16 protein-coding genes and 1 tRNA gene are annotated in these 17713 nt (G+C 74.6%); 16 read left to right on the top strand and 1 reads right to left on the bottom strand.

Annotation, left to right across the window (positions count from 1 at the left end; all coding sequences use genetic code 11):
* The first annotated feature begins 47 nt into the window (after positions 1-47).
* The 10 genes from ACZ60W_RS15815 to ACZ60W_RS15770 all read left to right on the top strand — a co-directional run bounded on the left by ACZ60W_RS15815 (position 48) and on the right by ACZ60W_RS15770 (position 8976).
* Positions 48-806: a GntR family transcriptional regulator gene (locus ACZ60W_RS15815; protein ID WP_469755883.1), complete on the top strand. Its 759-nt coding sequence runs from the start codon at positions 48-50 to the stop codon at positions 804-806.
* Between the two features lie 129 nt (positions 807-935).
* Positions 936-2072, top strand: coding sequence for a TIGR03364 family FAD-dependent oxidoreductase (locus ACZ60W_RS15810; protein ID WP_469755882.1), 1137 nt, complete (start codon positions 936-938; stop codon positions 2070-2072).
* A 92-nt stretch (positions 2073-2164) separates the two neighbouring features.
* Positions 2165-2833, top strand: coding sequence for an HAD family hydrolase (locus tag ACZ60W_RS15805; RefSeq protein ID WP_469755909.1), 669 nt, complete (start codon positions 2165-2167; stop codon positions 2831-2833).
* The gene (locus tag ACZ60W_RS15800; RefSeq protein WP_469755881.1) at positions 2830-3882 is read left to right on the top strand and encodes an ABC transporter ATP-binding protein; all 1053 of its coding nucleotides are present in this window, start codon (positions 2830-2832) and stop codon (positions 3880-3882) included. Before ACZ60W_RS15805 ends, ACZ60W_RS15800 begins: the two co-directional genes overlap by 4 nt.
* On the top strand, positions 3875-4741 hold the full coding sequence (locus ACZ60W_RS15795) for a 2-aminoethylphosphonate ABC transporter permease subunit (RefSeq protein WP_469755880.1): 867 nt from the start codon (positions 3875-3877) through the stop codon (positions 4739-4741). Before ACZ60W_RS15800 ends, ACZ60W_RS15795 begins: the two co-directional genes overlap by 8 nt.
* A complete protein-coding gene (locus tag ACZ60W_RS15790; RefSeq protein WP_469755879.1) occupies positions 4728-5525 on the top strand; it encodes an ABC transporter permease in 798 nt (265 codons plus the stop codon). Before ACZ60W_RS15795 ends, ACZ60W_RS15790 begins: the two co-directional genes overlap by 14 nt.
* Positions 5526-5630: 105 nt before the next feature.
* A complete protein-coding gene (locus ACZ60W_RS15785) occupies positions 5631-6698 on the top strand; it encodes a 2-aminoethylphosphonate ABC transporter substrate-binding protein (protein WP_469755878.1) in 1068 nt (355 codons plus the stop codon).
* Between the two features lie 133 nt (positions 6699-6831).
* Entirely contained in the window at positions 6832-7611 is a 780-nt protein-coding gene (locus tag ACZ60W_RS15780; RefSeq protein ID WP_376480219.1) for an HAD-IIA family hydrolase, read from the top strand.
* Between the two features lie 73 nt (positions 7612-7684).
* Entirely contained in the window at positions 7685-8299 is a 615-nt protein-coding gene (locus ACZ60W_RS15775) for a hypothetical protein (RefSeq protein WP_469755877.1), read from the top strand.
* The gene (locus tag ACZ60W_RS15770) at positions 8296-8976 is read left to right on the top strand and encodes a class F sortase (protein WP_469755876.1); all 681 of its coding nucleotides are present in this window, start codon (positions 8296-8298) and stop codon (positions 8974-8976) included. Before ACZ60W_RS15775 ends, ACZ60W_RS15770 begins: the two co-directional genes overlap by 4 nt.
* A gap of 85 nt (positions 8977-9061) precedes the next feature.
* Here ACZ60W_RS15770 and ACZ60W_RS15765 read toward each other — a convergent pair.
* Positions 9062-9135: transfer RNA gene (locus tag ACZ60W_RS15765), tRNA-Lys, on the bottom strand.
* Between the two features lie 182 nt (positions 9136-9317).
* Here ACZ60W_RS15765 and ACZ60W_RS15760 point away from each other — a divergent pair.
* The 6 genes from ACZ60W_RS15760 to ACZ60W_RS15735 all read left to right on the top strand — a co-directional run bounded on the left by ACZ60W_RS15760 (position 9318) and on the right by ACZ60W_RS15735 (position 17685).
* Positions 9318-10724, top strand: coding sequence for a peptidoglycan-binding protein (locus tag ACZ60W_RS15760; protein WP_469755875.1), 1407 nt, complete (start codon positions 9318-9320; stop codon positions 10722-10724).
* A 26-nt stretch (positions 10725-10750) separates the two neighbouring features.
* The gene (locus tag ACZ60W_RS15755) at positions 10751-13237 is read left to right on the top strand and encodes an SPFH domain-containing protein (protein WP_469755874.1); all 2487 of its coding nucleotides are present in this window, start codon (positions 10751-10753) and stop codon (positions 13235-13237) included.
* 152 nt (positions 13238-13389) lie between these two features.
* Positions 13390-13983, top strand: coding sequence for a lytic polysaccharide monooxygenase auxiliary activity family 9 protein (locus tag ACZ60W_RS15750; RefSeq protein ID WP_469755908.1), 594 nt, complete (start codon positions 13390-13392; stop codon positions 13981-13983).
* A 57-nt stretch (positions 13984-14040) separates the two neighbouring features.
* A complete protein-coding gene (locus ACZ60W_RS15745) occupies positions 14041-15714 on the top strand; it encodes an AMP-binding protein (RefSeq protein ID WP_469755873.1) in 1674 nt (557 codons plus the stop codon).
* Between the two features lie 73 nt (positions 15715-15787).
* Positions 15788-17092 (top strand): sensor histidine kinase, encoded by a 1305-nt coding sequence (locus ACZ60W_RS15740; protein WP_469755872.1) that lies wholly within the window; start codon positions 15788-15790, stop codon positions 17090-17092.
* Entirely contained in the window at positions 17023-17685 is a 663-nt protein-coding gene (locus tag ACZ60W_RS15735; RefSeq protein ID WP_469755871.1) for a response regulator, read from the top strand. Before ACZ60W_RS15740 ends, ACZ60W_RS15735 begins: the two co-directional genes overlap by 70 nt.
* The last annotated feature ends 28 nt before the right edge of the window (positions 17686-17713 follow it).

The raw sequence follows: 17713 nt of genomic DNA, 5'->3' as shown, positions 1-17713 counted from the left end.
CCTTCCGTACACCCTCCCGTTCACACCCGTCTGCGACGATCCGTCCCGTGAACTACCAGACCAGCCCCGGTGCCCCCGTCCGATCCGGCATCCCCGAGCACGGCCGCGTGCCCAAGTACTACGCGGTCAAGGCGAAACTGGCCGTGCTCGTGGACGAGTTGGGCGAGGGCGGGCTGCTGCCCACCGAGCGGGACCTCGCCGTCCGGTACGAGGTGTCCCGCGAGACCGTGCGGCAGGCGCTGCGCGAACTCCTCCTGGAGGGGCGGCTGCGGCGCCAGGGCCGGGGGACGGTCGTCGCCGGCCCCAAGCTCGAACAGCCCCTGTCGCTGGCCAGCTACACCGAGGGCGTGCGCCGGCAGGGGCGCCGTCCCGGCCGAGGGCTCATCTCGCTGGACCGCTTCCCCTGCCCGGAGGCGCTCGCCCCCGAGGTGGGGGTCGAACGCGGCGAGCCGGTCTGGCACATGGAGCGGGTGCTGCTCGCCGACGACGAGCGGGTCGGCCTGGAGAGCACGTACGTCTCCGAGGCCCGTGTGCCGCGCCTGGACGTCGACTTCGACCCGGACTCGTCGTTCTACTCGTATCTCCACGACCGTCTCGGGATCGCGTTCGGCGACGCCGACGAGCGCATCGAGACCGTGCTCGCGACCCCGCGCGAGGCGCTGCTGATCGGCACCCCGCCGGCGCTGCCGATGCTGCTGCTGCACCGCGTCTCCCGGGACACCGCGGGCCGGCCGCTGGAGCGGGTCCGCACGCTGTACCGGGGCGACCGGTTCAGCTTCACCGCCCGTCTGGGGAAGCAGAGGTGACGGGGCGCCGGGTCGCACGGCTCCCGATCACGGAACGGTAACGGGTCTGGTCCAAGCTTGTCGGGCTGTTCACCGTCCCGTCGCCCACCCGATCCTCCCGGGTCACCCACCGGCACGACCGTTTCCGCCATGAAGGTGATCGTCGTAGGAGCCGGCGTGGTGGGAACCATGCACGCCTTGCACGCAGTGGAACGCGGCCACGAGGTCGTACACATCGAGCGCGAGGCCGAGGCGCGCGGAGCCTCCCTCCGCAACTTCGGCCAGATCTGGGTGAGCGGCCGCGCCGGCGGGGATGAGCTCGACACCGCCCTGCGCGCCCGCGACCTGTGGGAGGGCATCGGCGCCCGCGTCCCGGGACTCGGCTTCCGGGCCATCGGCTCCCTCACCCCGGTGCGGGGCCCCCTCGAACGCGCCGTCGCCGAGGCCGCCGTGGCCCGCCCCGACGCCGCGGCCCGCGGCTACGCGCTGCTGACCGCCGACGAGGCCCGCGCGGTGAACCCGGCCCTGCGTGGCGACTTCGAGGCCGCCCTGTGGTGCGAGCGGGACGCCGCCGTCGAGCCCCGCGTCGCCCAGCTCGCCCTGCGCGAGGCCCTCCTGGCCACCGGCAGGTACACCTTCCTGCCCGGCCGCGAGGTCCGGGACGTCGTCACCGCCGACGGCACCGGCCACAGCGCGGTCCGGGACGACCGCGGCGAGACCCACGCCGGCGACGCCGTCGTCCTGTGCACCGGCGCCTGGCTCTCCGGCCTCGTCCGCGAGATCGCCGGCGAGATACCGGTCCGCCGCGTCCGGCTCCAGATGATGCAGACCGAACCCCTCGGCGAGCCGCTGACCACCTCCGTCGCCGACGCGGACTCCTTCCGGTACTACCCGGCGTACGCCTCCGACGCGCTCGACGCCCTCGCCGCCGGGCAGCCGCAGGACCCGACCGCGGCGGCCCATCGGATGCAGCTCCTGATGGTGCAGCGGCTCGACGGCGGCCTGACCATCGGCGACACCCACGAGTACGAGCACCCCTTCGCCTTCGACACCCTCGAAGACCCCTACGAGCACCTCACCCGCGTCGTCGAGTCCTTCCTCGGCCGGCCGCTGCCGAAGATCCGCCGCCGCTGGGCCGGCGTGTACGCGCAGTGCGTCGACACGAGCCGGGTCGTCCACCGGCAGAAGGTCGGCGACGGCGTGTGGCTGGTGACCGGACCCGGCGGACGCGGCATGACCTGCTCGCCCGCCATCGCCGAGACGACCGCGAACGAACTGGGCTGGTGAACCGCATGACCCCCCTGACCCCCCTGAACCCCACGGCCCCCGCCGCCGAGGGCTCCTCGCCCTCCGCGGCCCGCCGGACCCCCGCCGCCCCCATGAACCTGGTCGTCCTCGACATGGCGGGCACGACCGTCGCCGACGACGGCCTCGTCGAGCGGGCCTTCACCGTCGCCGCCGAACGCCTCGGCGAGGACCCGGCCGCCATGATCGGGTACGTCCGCGCCACCATGGGCGAGTCGAAGATCTCCGTCTTCCGCCACCTCCTCGGCGGCGACGAGACGCGCGCCCGGCAGGCCAACCGCGCCTTCGAGGAGGCGTACGCGGAACTCGTCGCCGGCGGCATGACCGCCCCGGTCCCCGGCGCCGCCGAGACCATCGCCGCCCTCACCGAGGAGGGCAGGACCGTCGTCCTCACCACCGGCTTCGCGCGGGTCACCCAGGACGCCATCATCGACGCCCTCGGCTGGCGGGACCTGGTGGGGCTCACCCTCTGCCCGGCCGACGCCGGCGGCCGGGGACGCCCCTACCCCGACATGGTCCTCGCCGCCTTCCTCCGCACCGGCGCCGTCGACGACGTCCGCCGGATCGTGGTCGCGGGCGACACCTCGTACGACATGCTCTCCGGGGTCCGCGCGGGCGCGGGGATCGTCGCGGGCGTCCTCACCGGCGCCCACCGCGAGCCCGCGCTCACCGAGCACGGGGCCACCCGCGTCCTCGCCTCGATCGCCGGACTGCCCGGTCTGATACGGGAGTACGAGGCATGAGCAGCGGGATCCGCTTTGACGGCGTCACCGTCGCGTACGGCTCCACCACCGTCCTCGACGCGCTCGACCTGACCGTCGAGCCCGGCGAGGTCATGGCCCTGCTGGGCCCGTCGGGCTCGGGGAAGACCACCGCGCTGCGGGCCGTCGCCGGCTTCGTCCGGCCGGTCTCCGGGCGGGTGTTCCTCGGGGACCGCGACGTCACCGGCCTCCCGCCGCACAAGCGGGGCATCGGCATGGTCGTCCAGCAGTACGCCCTCTTCCCCCACCTGCGGGTGGACGCCAACGTCGCCTTCGGCCTGAAGGCGCGGAAGGCGCCGAAGGACGAGATCCCGGCCCGGGTCGCCGAGGCCCTGGAGATGACCGGCATGGCGGCCTATGCCCGCCGCTATCCGCGGGAGCTCTCCGGCGGCCAGCAGCAGCGCGTCGCCATCGCCCGCGCCCTCGCCATCCGCCCCGGCGTCCTCCTCCTCGACGAACCGCTCTCCGCGCTCGACGCCCAGCTGCGCTCCGGGATGCTCGCCGAACTGGCCCGGCTCCACCGCGAGCTGCCCGACGTGTCGATCCTGTACGTCACCCACGACCAGGTCGAGGCACTCACCCTCGCCGACCGGATCGCCGTCATGGACAAGGCCCGGCTCCAGGACTGCGGCACCCCGCAGGACCTCTACCGGCGCCCCCGCACCGAGTTCACCGCCTCCTTCGTCGGCAACGCGAACCTGCTGCCGGTGACGGTCGGCACGGACGGCGTCACCTTCGACGGGACCGCCCTGAAGGTGCCGGCCTCCGAGGCCGCGCCCGGCGCCGCCGCCACCCTCTGCGTGCGCCCGCACCTCGTCGGACTGGGCGACGGGCCCAACGCCCTGCGGGGCCGGGTCGCCGAGGTCCAGTGGCGCGGCTCCACCCACCGGCTGTACGTCGAGGTCGGCGGGCACCGGGTGAAGGCGGACGTCCGGGAGCTGCGGGACACGCCACCGCTCGGGACCGAGGTGACGGTGCACTTCGCACCGGAGGACGCCGTGCTCCTCTCCTCCGGGGTGGGACATGGCTAGCGCCGCGACCGTCACGGCGGCCGACTCCGCCGCGCCCGGGACCCGGGGACGCGGCCCGCGCGCCGTCCCCGCCTGGGTGTGGGCGCTGCCGCCCGTCGCCGTCCTCGGGCTCGTCTTCCTCTACCCCCTCGCACTGGTCGTGCGGGAGTCGCTCGCCCCCGGCGCGTACGCGGAGGTGTTCGCCTCGGCGGCCTTCCGCGACGCCCTGGTCACCACGGTCTGGCTGGCCGTCGCCTCGACCGCCGGGTGTCTGGTCCTCGGCTTCGTCCTCGCCGTGGTGATCGCGTTCGTGCCCTTCCCCGGCGCGAAGGCGGTGTCGAAGTTCATCGACGTCTTCCTCTCCTTCCCGTCCTTCCTGATCACCCTGGCGCTGCTGTTCCTCTACGGCACCGCGGGCATGGCCAACGGCCTCTGGACGGACGTCACCGGCGACGCGAGCGGTCCGTTCCGGTTCCTGAACACGCCGTGGGGGGTGCTGCTCGCCGAGATCACGTACTTCACCCCGTTCGTGGTGCGCCCGCTCCTGGCCGCGTTCTCCCAGATGGAGACCGCGCAGCTGGAGGTGGCGTCCTCGCTCGGCGCGCGGCCGCTGCGGATCGTGCGGCAGGTGATCCTCCCCGAGGCGCTGCCCGCGCTGGCCGCCGGCGGCAGCCTCGTCCTGGTCATGTGCCTGAACGAGTTCGGCATCGTCCTGTTCACCGGCGCCAAGGGCGTCACGACGCTCCCGATGCTCGTGTACGGCAAGGCGATCCTCGAATCGGACTACGCCGCCGCCTGCGTCGTCGCCGTCGTCAACGTCGCCCTGTCCGTCGGCCTCTACGCCCTCTACCGGGGGGTGAGCCGCCGTGCTGGTGCATAGCCGTACGGGCCGGTGGGCGGCCTGGGCCGGGTTCGCGGTCCTCTTCGTCCCGCTCTTCGCCCTGCCCCTGCTCGTCGTCCTCGCCGCCTCGTTCTCCACCCACTGGTCCGGCGCCTTCCCCTCGGGCCCCACCACCGCGCACTACACGGCCGCCGTCCGGGGCGAGTCCCTCCAGGCGCTGACCACCAGCCTGGTCACCGCCGTCACCGCGAGCCTGGTCGCGCTGACCGCCGGGACCTGGGCCGCGCTCGCCGCGGCGGCGCTCCGCGAGCGGGGCAGGCGGGTCCTCGACGCCCTGTTCATGCTGCCGGTCGCCGTGCCGTCCGTGGTCGTCGGGCTCTCCGTCCTCGTCGCCTTCTCCCAGCCGCCGGTCCTCCTCAACGGCACCCGCTGGATCGTGATCCTCGCCCACACCGTGCTGGTCACGGCCTTCGCCCACCAGTCCGTCTCGGCCGCGATCCGGCGGCTCGACCCGGTGTACGAGCAGGCGGCCGCCAGCCTCGGTGCCCGTCCCGCGTACGTCCTCTTCCGGGTGCGGCTGCCGCTGCTGCTGCCCTCGCTGAACGCGGCGGCGGGGCTCTGCTTCGCCCTCTCCATGGGCGAGCTCAGCGCCACGATGATGCTCTACCCGCCGGACTGGACGCCGCTGCCGGTCCGCATCTTCACCGCCACCGACCGGGGCTCCCTGTTCACCGGCTCGGCGCTCGCCGTGATCCTCATGGCCGCGACCCTGCTGGTCCTGCTCGCCGTCTCCCGCATCCGCACCAAGGCCACCTACCGCTAGGGCCTGTCGTCACCATCCCCTCTGCCCTTCGGGCAACGAGGGGATTTCGACGACAGGCCCTGGCGGGCGTCCCGCCCCGCCCCTTCCTCAGGAGAGAACGACGTCATGCTTACCCCGTCCACGATCGTCAAGCCGGTCGCCGCCGTCGCCGGCGCGCTCGCCCTCGCCGCCACCCTCACCGCCTGCGGAGGCTCCTCCGCCGCCTCCGACGAGAAGGTCGTCACCGTCTACAGCGCCGACGGCCTCAAGGGCGAGGCGGGCGACGGCTGGTACGACAAGGTCTTCGCCGACTTCGAGAAGGAGACCGGCATCAGGGTCGAGTACGTCGAGGGGGGCTCGGGCGAGATGGTGCAGCGCGCCCTCCGCGAGAAGAGCAACACCCAGGCCGACGTCATCGTGACCCTGCCGCCCTTCATCCAGCAGGCCGGCTCCAAGGGTCTGCTCCAGGCGTACGCGCCCAAGGGCGCCGACCAGGTCGCCGGCGGCGACAAGGCCTCCGACGGCACCTGGATCTCCGTCGTCAACAACTACTTCGGCTTCGTCCACAACAAGAAGGAGCTGCCGGCCGCGCCCCGCACCTGGGAGGAGCTGCTCGACGCCAGGTACAAGAACCGGCTCCAGTACTCCACGCCCGGCGTCGCCGGCGACGGCACCGCCGTCCTCATCAAGGCGATGCACGACTTCGGCGGCCAGGAGCCCGCCCTGGCCTACCTGAAGAAGCTCCAGGCCAACAACGTCGGCCCGTCGTCCTCCACCTCCAAGCTGGCCCCCAAGACGGACAAGGGCGAGCTCCTCGTCGCCAACGGCGACGTCCAGATGAACTTCGCCCAGTCCAAGTCCATGCCGAACCTGGGCATCTGGTTCCCGGCCAAGGACGGCGGCAGGCCCACCACCTTCGCGCTGCCCTACGCCGCCGGTCTGGTGAACAAGGCCCCGCACGCCGACAACGGCCGCAAGCTCCTCGACTTCATGCTCGCCGAGAAGGCCCAGCGCGAGGTCAGCGCCGTCGGCGGCGGCTTCCCGTCCCGCAAGGACGTCAAGCCGACCGACGCCAACGCCGTCCAGCTCGCCAAGCTGATGGAGGGCGTCGAGGTCTTCGAGCCGGACTGGGCCGACATCGACGAGAACCTCGCGGCGTACGTCGACGCGTGGAAGGCGGCGACGGGAAGCTGAGCCGCCGCCGCGGGCGGCCGACGATCGGAAGGGTGAAGATCACGGCTTCCTGACTAGGCTTGGGGACGTCGCCACAGCGCTGTCGCGGCGTCCCCAGCACACCGCACGTTTGTACGGCAGGAGTCCCGCACCCATGGCAGAGCGCAAGCCGATCGAATCCTGGCTGACCGACATGGACGGCGTCCTCATCCACGAGGGCGTTCCGATCCCCGGCGCCGACGCGTTCATCAAGAAGCTGCGGGAGACCGGGAAGCCCTTCCTGGTCCTCACCAACAACTCCATCTACACGGCCCGCGACCTGCACGCCCGCCTCCGCCGCATGGGTCTCGACGTGCCCGTCGAGAACATCTGGACCTCGGCGCTCGCCACCGCCAAGTTCCTCGACGACCAGCGCCCCGGCGGCACCGCGTACGTCATCGGCGAGGCCGGCCTCACCACCGCGCTCCACGACATCGGCTACGTCCTGACCGACCACGACCCGGACTACGTGGTCCTCGGCGAGACCCGGACGTACTCCTTCGAGGCGATGACCAAGGCCGTCCGCCTCATCAACGCCGGAGCCCGGTTCATCTGCACCAACCCCGACGAGACCGGCCCGTCCCTGGAGGGCCCGCTGCCCGCCACCGGCTCGGTCGCCGCGCTCATCACCAAGGCCACGGGCAAGGAGCCGTACTTCGCCGGCAAGCCGAACCCGCTCATGATGCGCACCGGCCTCAACGCCATCGGCGCCCACTCCGAGTCCAGCGCCATGATCGGCGACCGGATGGACACCGACATCCTGGCCGGCCTGGAGGCGGGCATGCAGACCTTCCTGGTGCTCACCGGCCTGACCTCGCAGGCGGAGATCGACCGCTTCCCGTTCCGCCCGTCGAAGATCGTCGACTCGATCGCGGACATCGTCGACCGCGTCTGACGGCCCCCGGGCCGTCCCCTGCGGATGCGAAGAGCGCCGATCCGGGTGACCCTGCCAGTATCAGGAGGTCACGATGCGTTCAGGTCCCACTGCTCTCCGTGCCGCGGGAGCGGCCCTGGTACTCGTGCTGGCACCCACGGCCGGCAGCGCGTACGCCCACGACGGGGTGAAGGCCACCGTCACCCCGTCCACCGCCTCGCCCGGCGCCGACGTCGACATCCGCGTCGAGGGCTGCAAGGGCACCACCGGCGCCGCCAGGTCCCCGGCGTTCGTCGCCGACGCCGAGCTCACCGGCCGTGACGGCGGCAAGGGGCCGCTCTTCGGCGACGCCACCGTCCGCTCCGGGCTGGAGAACGGCTCGTACCGGGTCAGCGTGACCTGCGACGGCCACGACCACCCGGACGTCGGCACCGTGCGCGTCCGCCACGAGCAGCCGACCCACAAGCCGACGCACCAGCCGACGCACCACCCCAGTCCGGTCGCCCCGGTCCGCGCGGGCGGGGGCGGCGCCGCCGCCTTCGCCGCCCCCGCCGCCCCCGGCGTCGCCCAGACCACCGGCGACAGCGGCCTCGGCACCCCGTACACCCTGCTCGGCCTCGGCATGGCCGCGATCGCCGCCGTCGCCGTCGCCTTCCGCAGCTCCCGCCGCCGCGCCTCCGGCTCCGGTACGGCCCCGGGCGCGGAATGACCGAGTCGCCCGGCACCCGCCCGGCGGGCACCGGGCGACTCGTCACCGGGGTGGCCTGGGCCCTGCTGCTGCTCGGCCTCTGGCTCTGGGGCCGCGACATCACCGAGGGGCCGGGGAGCAGCTCGGCGCCCACCACCGGTGACATCGCCGCGGTCGGCCGCCCCCTCGGCGTGCCGCTGCCCCCCTCCCGCGCCCCCGTGGCGGGCCTCGAACCCCGGCGGGTGGAGATCCCCTCCCTCGGCATCGCCGCGCCGGTCGTCTCGCGGGGCCTGGACGCCACGGGGGCCGTCGATCCGCCGCCGTTCGAGATGCCGCACACGGTGGGCTGGTTCGGTCCCGGCACCCGTCCGGGCGCCGCCGGAGCCGCCCTGCTGGTCGGCCACGTCGACACCGAGACCCGTCCGGCCGTCTTCTACGGCCTGAGCGCGGCCCGTCCCGGAGCCAAGGTCCTCGTCACCCGGACGGACGGATCGGTCGCCGAGTTCACCGTGGACGACGTCCAGGTCTTCCCCCGCGATCACTTCGACCCGTCCCGGGCCTACGGCGCCCGCGACCCGCGCCGCGCCGAGCTCCGCCTCATCACCTGCGGCGGAACCTTCGACCGCGCCGCCGGGACCTACACCGCGAACGTCGTCGTCTCGGCCTACCTCACGGGAGCCACGCCCGCGGGCGTCTGACCGCACCGGCCCCCCGCGCCCTCCCGGCCCGGCCGGGAAAAGACCAAGGCCCCCTCACCATCGGTGAGGGGGCCTTGACTCTGCGTGCGCCGCCAGGGACTCGAACCCCGGACCCGCTGATTAAGAGTCAGCTGCTCTAACCAACTGAGCTAGCGGCGCCTGCTGACAGAGAGAACTCTACCCGACCTGGACGTGTGCTCCTGACCAATTCCGATCGCTCCGGCCTGTCGGATGGTCATATCGGTCCGTCGATCCGTCAAAATGCGATATGTCACGACAGTTGAGACACTGACGCCCGAAACGAGGGTCAAAAGATCTTGACGAGTGTGGAGGGGAATCGCATGAGCGTGCCGGTTTTCGAGGAGTTCGAACCCGCTGCCGACTGCGGCTGCCCGGGATGCGCCCAGCGCCGCCGCGACCTCGCGCTGGGCCTGCCCGTCCGGTCGGGCGGCCACCCGGCCGCGCACGGCGCCCGCCGCGCCCTGGTCCTGGTGACGGCGGCGGGCGTGGTCCTGGGCGGGGGCGGGGCCGGCGCGGCCGTCGCCTTCCCGCACCCGGCGGAGCCCGCCGGCCCCGCGGGGCCGGCCGTCCCGGCGGAGACGGGGGGCGACACGGCCGCGACCACGCCGTGGCCCGGCCCCGAGACCCCGCAGGGCGGCCGGGGCCCGCTGCACGGAGCCCCCGGCCCGGGCTCCCAGACGTCGCCGAACGCCCCGGGCGAACCGGATCCGGGCTCGGCCCCGACGACGGGTCAGATCCCGGCGGCCTCGCTGCCCCGGACGACCCGGGCCGACATCATCAACCGCGCCAAGCTGTGGGTGAGCGCCCAGGTCCCGTACTCCATGGAGAAGTACTGGTCCGACGGCTACCGGCAGGACTGCTCCGGCTACATCTCGATGGCCTGGAACCTGCGCAGCAACGAGTGGACCGGCAGCCTCGACCGCTTCGCCGACCGCATCGACCGCACCGAGCTCCAGCCCGGCGACATCCTCCTCTTCCACAACCCGGCCAACCCGACCCGCGGCTCCCACGTCACGATCTTCGGCGGCTGGACCGACTACACCCACACCTCCTACGTCGCCTACGAGCAGACCAAGCCGCGCACCCGGAAGCAGCCGACGCCCATGGCGTACTGGGAGAACTCCGACCGGTACGTGCCCTACCGCTACAAGGGCGTGACCGGCGGTGGCACCACCGGCGCGGGCGCGACCGCCACCCCGACGCCCTTCCCCGGCACGGCGAAGTTCGGGCCGGGCGCGAACAACGCGTACGTCACCCAGCTCGGGAAGCTCCTCGTCGAGCGCGGCGGCAGGAAGTACTACAGCAAGGGGCCCGGCCCGAAGTGGGGCGAGGCGGACCGGCGGGCGACCCAGGCGTTCCAGCTCGCGCAGGGCTGGAAGGGCAAGGAGGCGGACGGCGTTCCCGGGCCCGACACCTGGAAGCTCCTCGTGACCGGCGGCGGCCGCAGCATCGGCGGATCGGGTGGTTCGAGCGGTCCGAGCGCGCATGCGACGGGCTTTCCCGGGCGTGGCTCCTTCCGTCCGGGCCAATCCAACGCATATGTGGAGAAGCTGGGCAGACAACTGGTGAAGCGGGGCTTCGGCAAGCACTACCTGTCGGGACCCGGTCCGCGCTGGACGGAGGCGGACCGCCGCAACGTCGAGGCGTTCCAGCGGGCACAGGGCTGGCGCGGCGGAGCGGCCGACGGCTACCCCGGCCCCGAGACCTGGCGGCGTTTGTTCCGATGACCCCGAGAGCATGAGGTGGACCCCGAATGACGGCATCGACCCCGCACCCCGCCGACTCCGGCGCGGCCGCCTCCCGTGACGCGGCCCGCACGGCCAGACGCCTCACCGACGGCACCCTCCCCCGCACCTCCCCGCCGGCGGTCCGCACCCCTCCGCCGGAACCCGCCCCACCCGCGCACCCCGCCGACGCGACCGCGGGTGCGGGCGGCGACACGAGCGCCGGTGCGCGGACGGAGGCGGGGGCCGGTGGGGCCGGGGATGCCGGGGGCGTCACCACGGTCGCCCCGGCCGGGGCGGCGACCCCGGCGGGCGAGGCCCCCGGGCTCCGCACCGTGCCGGAGTCCGCCGACGCGGCCCCCTCCGGACCGGCCGACGGCGCCCCGGTCACGCCGAGCACCCCGGCCGGCACGGTGGACGTCCCGCCGGCGCCGGGCTCCCGCCCCGCCGGTCCCGACCGGCCGACTCTCCCCGGCGACCCGTCCACGCCGACCCGAGCGCCCGCGCCGGCCGTGCCGACCACGCCGACCGAAGCGTCCGCGCCGGCCGGGCCTACCACGCCGACCCAAGCGCCCGCGCCGGCCGGGCCCGTGGACTCCCGGCCCGCCGCCGACTCGGCGCCGACCGGACCCTCCGGCGCCGGCGCGGCCGTGTCGACCGCCGCCACGGCCTCCGCCGTGGCGGCGCGGGACGAGGCACCCGGTTCCGCCACGCCGACCACCGAGACGCCCGGTCCCGCCACGCCCGCCACCGAGGCGCCCGCCGCGGCCGGTCCCGTGCCGGGGTTCCGCGTCGCCGACCCGACGGCGGCGAAGCCGGTCGTCTCCACGTTCCGCGTGACGACGGGCGACCCGGCCGCACCGGCGCCGGTCCGCCCGGCCGGCGGCGGACCCGCCGGCTCCGCACCGGCCGCGGCGAAGGACCCCGTCGCCGGACGGCCGGCGGATTCCGCACGCGGGCCGGAGCGTGCCGGCGCGCCCGCGGCGGCCTTCGAGGCGGGGGCCGTCACGCGGAAGCCGGCGGAGGTGTTCGCGGCCGCGGCGGTGCGGAGCGGGGGGACGCCGGCGGTTCCGGTGGCGGTTCCGGTGACGGAGCCGGGTGAGGGGGAGCGGGGACCGGGGGCCGCCGGGGAGAAGCGGGTGCCCGACTTCGGGAAGATCGCCGGCGCGGGGGTCGGGGCCGTCGCGGTGCCGGTGGCGGCCGTGGTGCGGGCGGCGCGGCGGAAGAACGTGATCGGGGCGGAGACGACGGGCTCGATCCCGGTGCACCTGCTCTTCCGGGACGACCCCGGGGCCCCGGGGTCCGGGGCGGAGGGTGACGACGGGGGTCCGGACACGGTCGCCATGGCGCCGCCGCTGCCGCCGGCCGCCTCTCCGCTGTCGAAGAACGGCGCGAGGACCGCGATCCCGGCGCCCTCGAAGACGCAGGGGCCGGCCGCTGCGGCGGCCGGACCCCTGACGCGGTCCCCGCAGGACGGGTCCCAGGAGCGGGACGGCCGGGCCGGGTCCGCCCGGCAGGGCAAGCACGCCAAGCCCGCCCGGCGGACGGAGGAGCGGGGAGCCGGCGAGGAGACGGGGGTCACGGCCGGCAGGAGGCCGGTGCCGACCGCCGATCCGGCGCTGGTGGAGCGGCCCGGCGCGGTGCTGCCCGGGTGGGTCGGCGTCGCGGCGGCGGCGCTGGCGGTCGCGGCTTCGGCCGCGGTCGTGTGGTGGACGGGCGCGGTGCCCGAGCAGGCGGCGCGGATGCTGCGGCTGCCGGTGCGTCCGTACCACGGCATCCACCTCGGACAGTGGGCGCTGCTGGCGCTCGGCGTGGTGGCGACGCTGTTCGCGCTCGGCGGTCTGGGCCGGGGCCGGGTCGGCTACGCGTGGGTGCTGACGCTGTTCGGCGACTACCGGGGCACGGTCCGGCGCACCGGTCTGGTGTGGGTGAGCCCGCTGCTGCTGCGCCGCCGGGTGGACGTGCGGCTGCGGCACTGGCGCAGTGAGCCGCTGTCGTCGGTGGATGCCAAGGGCACGGCGCTGGACGTCACGGTGCTCGTGGTGTGGCGGGTGCGGGACACGGTCCGGGCGGCGCTGGGGGTCGACGGGCACGAGGACTACCTGCGGGAGCAGGTGGAGGCGGCGATGGCGCGGGTGCTGTCGCAGCTTCCGGCGGACGCCTTCCACGAGGACGCCCCGACGCTCCGCGACGCGGAGGCGGTCGGCGAGGCGCTGACGCGGATGCTGTCGGCGGAGTGCGCCCCGGTCGGCGTGGACGTGTTCTCGGCGCAGCCGACGAGGATCGAGTACGCCCCGGAGGTCGCGGCCGCGATGCGGCGGCGGCGGATCGCGGCGATCGACGCGAAGCACCGGGACAGCGTCCTGACGTCGGTGGTGGACGCGGTGGACGACGTGGTCCACCGGCTGACCAGTCGTGGTCTGGTGGAGCTGGACGACTACGAGCGCAAGGCGCTGGTCAAGGACCTGACGGTCGCGTTCTACACGGGCCGCACGGCTCCGGCCGAGGGTGCGTGAGGGGATGGACAGGTTCAACTTCCGTCCATACCTTGGTACTTGGTCCAGACCAAAATGAACGACCCGCACCAGAGGCCGACCTGTCGGCCCGTACGACCGCACGCGTGCAGCACGACCCAACGGAACTCCCCACGTTCTCCTGGAGCGACAGCATGCGCAACAAGTCAGTCGGAGCGGCGGTGGTGGCGCTCGGCGTCGCCGGCGTCACCCTCCTCGGCACGGGCAGTGCCGGAAGCCACGGCTACACCGACGCGCCGATCAGCCGCCAGAAGCTCTGCGCCAACGGCACCGTGACCAACTGCGGATCCATCCAGTGGGAGCCGCAGTCGGTCGAGGGGCCGAAGGGATTCCCCTCCGCCGGACCCGCCGACGGAAAGATCTGTTCGGCCGGGCTCGCCCAGTTCGCCCAGCTCGACGACCCCCGGGGCGGCGCCTGGCCGGCGACGAGCCTCACCGCCGGCCAGAGCTACAGCTTCCGCTGGCAGTTCACGGCCCGGCACCGCACCACCGACTTCAAGTACTACATCACCAGGAACGGCTGGGACCCGAGTCAGAAGCTGACCCGGGCCGCGCTCGACCCCCAGCCGTTCCTCACCGTCCCCTACAACAACCAGCAGCCGCCGGCGACCCTCTCGCACTCCGGGACCATCCCGGCGGGCAAGACCGGCCGTCACGTGATCCTGGCGGTGTGGACGATCGCGGACACCGCGAACGCCTTCTACGCCTGCTCGGACGTCAAGTTCTGACCGGTCGGCCGGTTCCGGCCGTTCAGTTCTGACGGTACGTCAGTTACAGTCCGGCCCATGAGGGGTGCGGACACCGTCGCGGAGCTCGTACGACGCCAGTGGGGCGACCACCGGATCGGCCTGAGGGACGAACACCACACCCTCACCCACCACCAGGTCGCCGCCGGCGCCGCCGCGCGGGCCGCACTGCTCGTGGACCTGATGCCACCCGTGCCGGGGGGCGAGCCGCACCTCGGCATCCTGCTCGACAACACGCCGGAGTACCCGCTCTGGCTCAGCGCGGCGGCCCTCGCGGGGGCCGCCGTCGCCGGGATCAACCCCACCCGGCGCGGCGCCGAACTCGCCCGCGACATCCGGCACACCGCGTGCCGGGTCCTCGTCACCCAGCGCGCCCACCTGCCGCTCCTCGACGGGCTGCCGCTGCCGGGCGTCCGCGTCCTGGTCACGGACACCGACGCCTACGGCGAGCTGCTCGCCCCCTACGCCGGCGCCCGCCCCGGCGACGCGCGCCTCGGCCCCGTCCGGCCCGACAGCCGCTTCCTGCTCTCCTTCACCTCCGGCTCGACCGGCGCGCCCAAGGCCGCGCTCTGCAGCCAGGGGCGCCTCGCGGCGGCCGGCGCCTCCCTCGTCGGGCACTTCGGGGTGCGCCCCGACGACGTCCACTACGTCTGCATGCCGATGTTCCACGGCAACGCGGTGATCGCCGACTGGGCGCCCGCGCTCACCGCCGGCGCCGGGGTCGCGCTGCGGGCCCGCTTCTCCGCCTCCCGCTTCCTGCCCGACGTGCGCCGCTTCGGCGCCACCTACTTCACCTACGTCGGCCGTGCCGTCCAGTACCTGCTCGCCACCCCGCCCGGCCCCGACGACCGCGCGCACCCGCTCCGCCTCGGCTTCGGCACCGAGGCCGGGGCGGTGGACGCGGCCCGCTTCCGGGAGCGCTTCGGGGTCCCGCTCGTGGAGGGGTACGGCTCCTCCGAGGGCGGCGCGGCCGTCCAGCGGACCCCGGACACCCCCGCCGGCGCGATCGGCCGCGCCGCCGACGCCGACGACCTCGCCGTCGTCGACCCCGGTTCCGGCCGGGAGTGCCCGCCCGCCCGCTTCTCGCCCGAGGGCCGTCTCCTCAACGGCTCCGAGGCCGTCGGCGAGCTCGTCAACCGGGGCCGCTCGCCCTTCGAGGGGTACTGGCGCAACCCCGAGGCCGAGGCGGCCCGGCTGCGCGACGGCTGGTACTGGACGGGGGACCTCTTCTACCGGGACGCCGACGGCTTCCTCTACTTCGCCGGCCGCACCGACGACCGGCTGCGGGTCGACGGCGAGAACCTCGCGGCGGCGATGGTCGAGCACATCCTCGCCCGCTGGGACCGGGCCGCCGGGGTCGCGGTCTACGCGGTCCCCGACCCGGTCTCCGGCGACCAGGTCATGGCGGCGCTCGCCCTGCGCGCGGGCGCCCGCTTCGACCCGGCGGCGTTCGCCGGCTTCCTCGCCGCCCAGCCCGACCTGGGGACGAAGATGCCGCCCCGCTTCGTCCGGGTCGTCCCCGAGCTCCCCCTCACCGCCACCAACAAGATCCACCGCGTCGCCCTGCGGAGGGCCTCCTTCCTCTGCCCCGACCCGGTCTGGTGGCGCCCCGCCCCCGCCGCCCCCTACGAACCCCTGACCCCCGCCGCGACGGCCGCCCTCCAGGAGGAGTACGCCCGCCACGGCCGCACCCCCGTCCCCGAGACGAGGTAGGGCCGGCCCCACCCCGGATCCACCCCCCGGACCCATGGCACCGGGCGGCGGCCGCCGCCTACCGTGGGCGCCCATGGAACCCCGCACCTGCTGGCAGGCACTCACCCGGACGCGCTTCCCGCTCTCGCCGTGGCCCTGGCGGGCGGCCGCGTACCTGGCGAGCGGGGCGGTCGTCGGGGCGGCGGCCTGCCTGGTGTTCCTGGTCCTCGGCGTGTTCTCGCTCCTCGTGGTCGGACTGCCGCTGCTGCTGCTCTCCGGGCCCGCCCTCGGCGGCGTCGAGCGACGCAGGCTCCGGCTGGTCGACGGCGACCCGGCGCCCGACCCGCACCGGGTCCCCGCGGCACCCGGTCTCGCCGCCTGGCTCCGGGTCCGGGTGGGGGAGCAGGCCACCTGGCGCGAACTCGCGTACGGGCTGCTGCTCGCCGTCGTGCTGTGGCCGCTGGACCTGATCGTGCTCGCGGTCGGCGCCGGGCTGCCGCTGGCGCTGATGAGCGCGCCGTTCCGGCTGGCCGCGGACGGCGCGGAGACCAAGGTCGTCAAGGCGTACCTGGTCACCTCCTATCCGGAGGCGTTCGCCGCCGCGCTGCTCGGCGCCGTCCTGCTCGTGGTGCTGGCCTATCCCCTGACCGCCCTCGCCGGCGCCCGGGCCGCGCTCGCCCGGGCGCTGCTCGCCCCGCGCGAGGCCGACGGGCGGGACGGCCGGATCGGGGAGGTCATCGCCTCCCGGGCCCGGCTGGTGGACGCCTTCGAGGCCGAGCGGCGCCGGATCGAGCGCGACCTCCACGACGGGGCCCAGCAGCGGCTGGTCGCCCTGTCGATGACCCTCGGCCTGGCCCGGTTCGACGCCCCGCCCGGCCCCCTCGCCGACCAGCTGGCCAAGGCCCACACGGAGGCCGGCCAGGTGCTGACGGAACTGCGCGAACTGATCCACGGCATCCACCCGCAGGTGCTCGCCGACTACGGGCTCGGCGCGGCCCTGGCCGACGCCGCCGACCGTTCCGCCGTCCCGGTCGACACCGACGTCGAGCTGCCCCGGCTCCCGACGAGCGTGGAGAGCGCCGGGTACTTCGCCGTCCGCGAGGCGCTCGCGAACATCGGCAGGCACAGCGGCGCGAGCCGGGCGGTGATCACCGCCCGGCACGCCGACGGCCTGCTGCGGCTCGACGTGGAGGACGACGGGAGGGGTGCCGCGGACCCGGCCCGGGGGAGCGGTCTCACCGGACTGGCCGACCGGATCGCCGTCCTCGATGGCACACTGACGATCATGAGCCCGCCGGGCGGGCCGACCGTGCTGCGAGTGGAGATCCCGTGTCCCGCACTGCCCGAAAGCTCCGCGTCGTCCTCGCCGAGGACGGCGTCCTCCTCCGGGAGGGGCTGATCGGGCTCCTGGCCCGGTTCGGCCACGAGGTCGTCGCCGCGGTGGGCGACGCCGACGCCCTGCGCGAGGCGGTCGCCGCCCACGACCCGGACATCGTCGTCACCGACGTCCGCATGCCGCCCGGCTTCCAGGACGAGGGGCTGCGCGCCGCGGTCGCCCTGCGCGCCGAGCGGCCCGCCCTGCCGGTCCTGGTCCTCAGCCAGTACGTGCAGCGCAGCTACGCCGCCGACCTCCTCGACGCGGGCGACGGCACCGGCGTCGGCTACCTCCTGAAGGACCGGGTCGGACAGGTCGAGGACTTCCTGGACGCCCTGACCCGGGTGGCGGACGGCGGGACGGTCGTCGACCCGGAGGTGGTGCGGCAGCTGCTGCGCCGGCACCGCGACCCGCTGGCGGCGCTGACCCCGCGCGAGCGGGAGGTCCTGGGCCTGGTCGCCGAGGGGCACTCCAACGGGGCGATCGCCCGGCGGCTGGTCGTGACGGAGGCGGCGGTCGGCAAGCACATCGGCAACATCCTGGCGAAGCTGGACCTGCCGCCGGCCGAGGACACCCACCGGCGCGTCCTGGCCGTGCTGACCTTCCTCCGGGCATGACGAGAAGGCCCCCTCGCCGGAGCGAGGG

The sequence above is a fragment of the Streptomyces sp. NPDC104202 genome (assembly GCF_055584185.1).
The sequence above is the reverse complement of the archived record's forward strand: the minus strand, read 5'-3'. Positions and strand labels throughout refer to the sequence as shown.